This is a genomic window from Kineosporia sp. R_H_3 (genome assembly GCF_002198675.1).
Lineage (GTDB): Bacteria > Actinomycetota > Actinomycetes > Actinomycetales > Kineosporiaceae > R-H-3.
Window position 1 is genome coordinate 1 of sequence record NZ_MWLL01000043.1, and the last position, 3,202, is coordinate 3,202.

General features: G+C 74.3%; 2 protein-coding genes. One reads left to right on the forward strand and one right to left on the reverse strand.

Annotated features, from left to right (window positions below):
- Position 1: 1 nt before the first annotated feature.
- Entirely contained in the window at positions 2–1,294 is a 1,293-nt protein-coding gene (gene aspS, locus ECOMGDLI_RS02905; protein ID WP_088313424.1) for an aspartate--tRNA(Asn) ligase, read from the reverse strand.
- Between the two features lie 260 nt (positions 1,295–1,554).
- On the opposite strand from aspS, the gene gltX reads away from it, so the two are divergent.
- Positions 1,555–3,099 carry a glutamate--tRNA ligase gene (gene gltX, locus ECOMGDLI_RS02910; protein ID WP_088313427.1) on the forward strand — a complete coding sequence of 515 codons (1,545 nt, stop codon included), beginning with the start codon at positions 1,555–1,557 and terminating at the stop codon, positions 3,097–3,099.
- Positions 3,100–3,202: the final 103 nt, after the last annotated feature.

A 3,202-nucleotide genomic window follows, 5' to 3' on the forward strand; every position in this document is an offset into this window, starting at 1 on the left:
GTCAGGGGGTCAGGCGGTGCAGGTCGCGGGGGAAGAGCGTCGTCGTGCGGATGTTGTCCGCCTCGACGAGCCGGGCCGTCCAGCGTTCGAGGCCGATCGCGAAGCCGCCGTGCGGCGGCATGCCGTAGCGGAACGTCTCCAGGTAGCTCTCGTACGGGCCGGGTGACTCGCCGCGCGCCGCGAGCGCCGCGACGTAGTCCTCGTACCGGTGCAGCCGCTGGCCGCCCGTGACGAGCTCGAGCCCGCGGAACAGCAGGTCGAAGGAGTTCGTCCATCGGCCGTCCGGCTCCGGCGTGGTCTGCGGGTGCGTGTAGAACGGCCGCTTCGCCGCCGGGTAGCCCTCGACGGCGAGCAGGTCGCTGCCGTGCTCGGCGAGCGCCCACGCCCCGAGCACCCGCTCGTGCTCGGGTGCGAGGTCGGGCTCGTCGGGGTCGGCGCCGGCGATCCGCAGCGCCTCGGTGAAGTGCACGACGGGGATCTGCTCCGGCACCTCGGGCAGCCGGGCGCCGGTCAGCGCGAGCGCCTCGGCGGCGTTCTCCCGCACCGACGCGACCATGCCGGCGAGCACGTCGCGCAGGACGGCGAGGACGTCCCGGTGGCTGTCGACGAAGCCCAGCTCGACGTCGAGCGAGACGTACTCGGCGAGGTGCCGGACCGTGTCGTGCGGCTCGGCGCGGAACACCGGGCCGACCTCGTAGACCCGCTCGAAGACGCCGACCATCGCCTGCTTGTAGAACTGCGGCGACTGCGCGAGGTACGCCGTCCGGCCGAAGTACTCGACGCCGAACACGTTCGCGCCGGACTCGGTCGACGAGGCGACGAGCTTGGGCGTCGTGATCTCGGTGAAGCCGGTCGCGTCGAGCCTCTCGCGGAACCCCTTGACGGACGCCGCCGCGAGCCGCCACACGGCCTGCCGGCGCGGGTGCCGCCACGTCGTCGAGGCGTGGTCGAGCAGGGTCGGCAGCGAGACGTCGAGGGTCGGGCGCCACAGCTCGACCGGGGGCGTCTGCGCGGTCGACAGCACCTCGACGGCCGGGGACGTCACCTCGACCCCGCCGGGCGCTTTGGGGTTGGCCGTCACCGTGCCGGTGACGCGGACGACGCTCTCCTCGCCGACGCCCTCGACGAGCCGCCGCACGGCCTCGTCGGCGACGACGACCTGGGCGAGGCCGGCGCGGTCGCGCAGCACGAGGAAGGTCACCGCGGCCAGTCTGCGGCGGCGGTGCACCCAGCCCTCGAGGCGGACGGTCCCGCCGACGTGCTCGGGCAGGGTGCTGCTGAGGATGCGTCTCATGGTGGTCACCTCCGGGGAGTACGGCTCCCGGGAGGTGTGGGCGATCGGGTCGCTCGCGGTGCCACCACACCTTCGCCGACCGGACCGGTCGGCCTCTCGGCCCGGTGACGGGGGCCGGCCGTCGCCGCTCCGGGGGTGTCAGGCCCGTCACCGCGGCGAGACGCCCACGATAGTGCGGCCGGCCGCCGGTGCCGAGCCGGTTTCCGGGCGCGGGTGGCGGGCCGGACGGCGCCGGGTCCGCCGATAGGCTGTGCCGCATCATGAGCAGCCTCCGAAGCGCCCCCGACGCACCCGTGACGACCGCCTCCGGCGCCGACGTCCGCGTGCGCTTCTGCCCCTCGCCGACCGGCACGCCGCACGTCGGCCTGGTCCGGACCGCCCTGTTCAACTGGGCGTACGCCCGGCACACGGGCGGCACGTTCGTCTTCCGGATCGAGGACACCGACGCGGCGCGCGACAGCGAGGAGAGCTACGAGCAGATCCTCGACGCGCTGCGCTGGCTCGGGATCGACTGGGACGAGGGCGTCGAGGTCGGCGGCCCGCACGAGCCCTACCGGCAGAGCCGGCGCAAGGACCTCTACGCCGACGTCGTCGGCAAGCTCGTCGCGAGCGGCTACGTCTACGAGTCGTTCTCCTCGCCCGAGGAGGTCGAGGCACGGCACCTGGCCGCGGGCCGCGACCCCAAGCTCGGGTACGACGGCCACGACCGCGACCTCACCGAGGAGGAGCGGGCCGCGTTCCGCGCACAGGGCCGCGAACCCGTTCTGCGGCTGCGGATGCCGGACGACGACCTGACGTTCGACGACCTCGTCCGCGGCCCGGTGACGTTCAAGGCCGGCACGGTGCCGGACTTCGTCGTCGTCCGCGCGGGCGGCGAGCCGCTCTACACGCTCGTCAACCCGGTCGACGACGCGCTCATGGGCATCACGCACGTGCTGCGCGGGGAGGACCTGCTCTCCTCGACGCCGCGCCAGATCGCGCTGTACCGGGCGCTCGTCGCGATCGGCGTCACGACGTCGGTGCCCCGCTTCGGGCACCTGCCGATGGTGCTCGGCGAGGGCACCCGCAAGCTCTCCAAGCGCGACCCGCAGTCGAACCTCTTCCACCACCGCGACCGCGGGTTCGTCCCGGAGGGGCTGCTCAACTACCTCGCGCTGCTCGGCTGGTCGATCGCCGAGGACCGTGACGTCTTCTCGATGGCGGAGATGACGCAGGCCTTCGACATCACCGACGTCAACGGCAACCCGGCGCGGTTCGACCAGGCGAAGGCCGACGCGATCAACGCCGAGCACCTGCGCCTGCTCGCCCCCGAGGACTTCGCCGGCCGACTCGTCGCGTACCTCGCGGCCCAGGGGGTCGTCGCAACGGCCCCCGACGGCGCTCCGGACGGCGCGCAGCGGGCGGTCGTCGAGGCCGCGGCACCGCTCGTGCAGACCCGGGTCCAGGTGCTCGCCGAGGCGGTGCCCATGGTCGCGTTCCTGCTCACCGCGGACGGCGACCTCGTCGTCGAGGACGACGCGCTCGCGACCGTCACCAAGGACGGCGCGCAGTCGGCGGCCGTCCTCGACGCCGCGACGTCCGCGCTCGGCGCGCTGCCGGCGTTCACGGCCGCCGACATCGAGGCGGCGCTGCGGACGGCGGTCGTCGAGGGGCTCGGGATCAAGCCGAAGTTCGCGTTCGGCCCGCTGCGGGTCGCCGTGACCGGACGCCGGGTCTCGCCGCCGCTCTTCGAGTCGATGGAGATCCTCGGCCGGGACTCGACGCTGGCCCGGGTGGCCGCGCTGCGCGGCCGGCTCGGGGCCTGACCACGGGCGGTGCGGCACCGACCGGGCGCCCCGTGCGTTGGGGGCGGGTGAACAGGGACAGCGCCGGTCGGCAGGACCGGCGCACGGAGCGACGGGCGGGGGC

Coding starts and splice junctions, on each gene's coding strand:
- aspS (WP_088313424.1), bottom strand. CDS start 1,294: ATGAGACGCATCCTCAGCAGCACCCTGCCCGAGCACGTCGGCGGGACC.
- gltX (WP_088313427.1), top strand. CDS start 1,555: ATGAGCAGCCTCCGAAGCGCCCCCGACGCACCCGTGACGACCGCCTCC.